At 48.3% G+C, this 2,837-nt stretch carries 2 protein-coding genes; both read right to left on the minus strand.

Annotation, left to right across the window (positions count from 1 at the left end; translation table 11 throughout):
• On the minus strand, nucleotides 1-1,758 hold a 1,758-nt coding region (locus tag LUQ50_RS02260), incomplete at its 3' end, for a M13 family metallopeptidase (protein WP_300035542.1).
• Nucleotides 1,759-1,908: 150 nt separating this feature from the next.
• Nucleotides 1,909-2,837 (minus strand): carboxypeptidase-like regulatory domain-containing protein (locus LUQ50_RS02265; protein ID WP_300035545.1); only part of this gene is annotated, 929 nt, incomplete at its 5' end.

Here is a 2,837-nt window from a genome sequence, read left to right on the forward strand (position 1 = left end):
CCAGGCATTCCAGGCGATGATCATACCCCCAAGATCTGCGGCATTTTCAGCAAGCGTCCGGGTACCATTCAGATATAATCCGGGAAGCGCCTCCATCTGATCATACTGTGCTACGAGCGGAGTAGTAACTTCCTTGAACCGTACGGTATCATTATCATTCCATAACAGGGTCTCATTTCCATCTTTGACAAATTTCCGAAGCGGAGAATCAAACCCATGAATCAATTCGTGCCCGATTATAGCGCCGATTGCTCCATAGTGTTCAGCATCATCAACTGCAGGATCATAAAACGGTGGTTGAAGAACACCGGCAGGAAGCACAATCTTATTCCTTGTCGTATCATAATATGCATTCACTGAATGTGGCGACAGATACCAGGTATCAGGGTTAGACGGAGTATCTGCAATCTGCAGACTTGCCCGGTAGTAGTAACAGGTAATATTCAGAATATTATCGAGATATGATCGGTTTGAAACCTCAAGATTACTATAATCTCCGGACTGGTCAGGATAGCCAATCTGGATACCCATGGAATCAAGTTTTTCGGTTGCATTATCTCGGGTTTCAGGATCCATCCAAGTCAGGTTTGAAAGCCTGACCTTCAGGGTGGACTTGAGATTCTCAACGATCTCTTTGACATGAGCCTTCTCTTCAGGGGTGAAGTATTTCTGCACATAGAGTTCGCCCACTACTCCGCCCATCACTGCATCCATTATACCGATGACCCGTTTCCATCTCGGCTCCATCTCCTCCTGACCAGAGAGCACCCGATTGTTAAAGTTAAAATTCTCCTGTTCAAAGGCCTGACTGCTGTACGGAGCTGCAAACTGCAGAACCTTAAATGTAAGGAATTTTTTCAGATCTGCTACCGGCTCCTCCTTCAAAACATTTCCGACTTCCCGAACATAGAGGGGCTGATACATATCGATTATCGAGAGATCGGTTCGGTTAACCGCAGTTAGAAGACCATCCCAGTCAATCCCATCAGTGACCTCATTCAGGCGACGAACCGGACACGGGAAGTAACGGCGATCCGGTTTCCCATACCCATGAGACGGGGCAGATGCATTTGCAAGACGTGTCTCGATCCGCAGTACGGTTGCCGCATCGATATCAGCCTGTTCAGGGGACTCATTATTGAGGACAAACATCCGGGAAACATGTCCTTTAAACTCATCTCTCACCCGCTCACTCTCGGTATCATCCCTGAAGTAGTACTCACGATCAGGCAGGGATGTCCCACTCTGTTCTATCGTTGCAACCAGCATACTGCTGTTTCCTGGATCCTCATCAGCATAAAAGGAAAAGAACGGACTGATACCGAAGTTCATCAGATAGATGGTCAGATTCCTGATATCCTCACGCGTTTGTGCTGCTGCTATCCGGTTAAGCTCAGGACGAAGTGGTTCCATCCCTACACGGTCTGCGAGATCCTGATCCAGTGCCGTATTGTAGAAAGTTCCAATTAAGGCTTTTTCATATCCATCTTCCCCTGGATTCGCTGCAGCATCCTCAATGATAGTCCGAACCCGGTCATCAACTGACTGTTGCACTTCACTAACTGAACTGTAAAAACTCAGATCTGCGGGAACGGGGTTGCGCTCCATCCAGTTCCCGTTTGCATAGGAGAAGAGATCATCTCCCGGTTTAACTGAAAGATCCATGTCATCAGGAGTAAGCGCTGTTACTGGACCGATGAGCATGAGAAGAATGAATATTCCTCCAAGTACAGATATGATTCGTTTGAATTCTTGCATGACTATCGATACTCCGTGAAAGCCCGGGCAAAGCATAGTTATTTTCCGGACGCTTGATGTCAGAACCACACCACAGGGTGGTCCATATTCCAGTACAGAAGGGGAGTCCTGTACTGATGAAGGTTCAGTATTGAGGACCAGGGAGAGGTCTTACTCTGGGAATGAGGTGAAGGAGAGCGTATTGCTCTCTGCAGCCTTATGGTCTTCATCACCCTGATAATTCGCAACGAGACCAACCGAATTAGCAAACCGTACCGAGAGGGTGTAGTCAAATCGTCCGTCTGAACCTGTTTGGGTAGTGACAAAAGGTTCTCCAGATGATGCGCCAGGATACCCCGTCTCATCAATCGTGATCGTTGCACCACTGATACCATGGCCATCCTGATCCGTCAGCCTTCCTGAGATCACAACATCCTGCCCGACTCTTGGGGTAGCAGTACTCGCGGAGATGGTCAACCGGGTAAGAACAGGGAGGGCTGAGTCAGATGTTGCCATTGGAATCACCGTCTGTATCGGGCTGACTACCGGTTTGATGACCACATCAGACGTATTAGATGGAGTGAACCGGATAGCATTTGAGATAGCCTGATTCGTTCCCGATACTGCAGTTACCCGGTAGAGATCAAGATCGCTATCTGTTGAAGGAACCGGCCAGACAAAGAGGCCCTTCTCATCAGGTCTGATGGTGGCAAGGTCCTGATAATCCTGTCCGGATGCCTTGCCGGCAATGGTAATCGATGTGCCTGCTCGCGCGCCATTCAGATACCCGACTATCAGATGTGTCTTCTTTCCACTCAGGGTTGAAATAAAAGGTGAGATGGTAACCCAGATCTGTGTTGCAGATTTACCTGGCAAATCTTCAATGGTAAGTGTCGATTTTGCTTTTGGTTCAAGTGTGACAACCGGGAAGATCCCCATCCCTACCGTTGGTGAATCTTCAAATTCCCAGCCATCATACTGGCCGATCACTCCTGGGATATCAGCGGCTGATACCGGCATAAAATGCGACAACACCAAAAAAAGACCGAGTATTGAACCTATGGTCAGTGTCCGGGAAACTGAGATCGGCTGCTTCATCA

Origin of the sequence: Methanospirillum sp., from assembly GCF_028679455.1 — an archaeon.
Lineage (GTDB): Archaea > Halobacteriota > Methanomicrobia > Methanomicrobiales > Methanospirillaceae > Methanospirillum.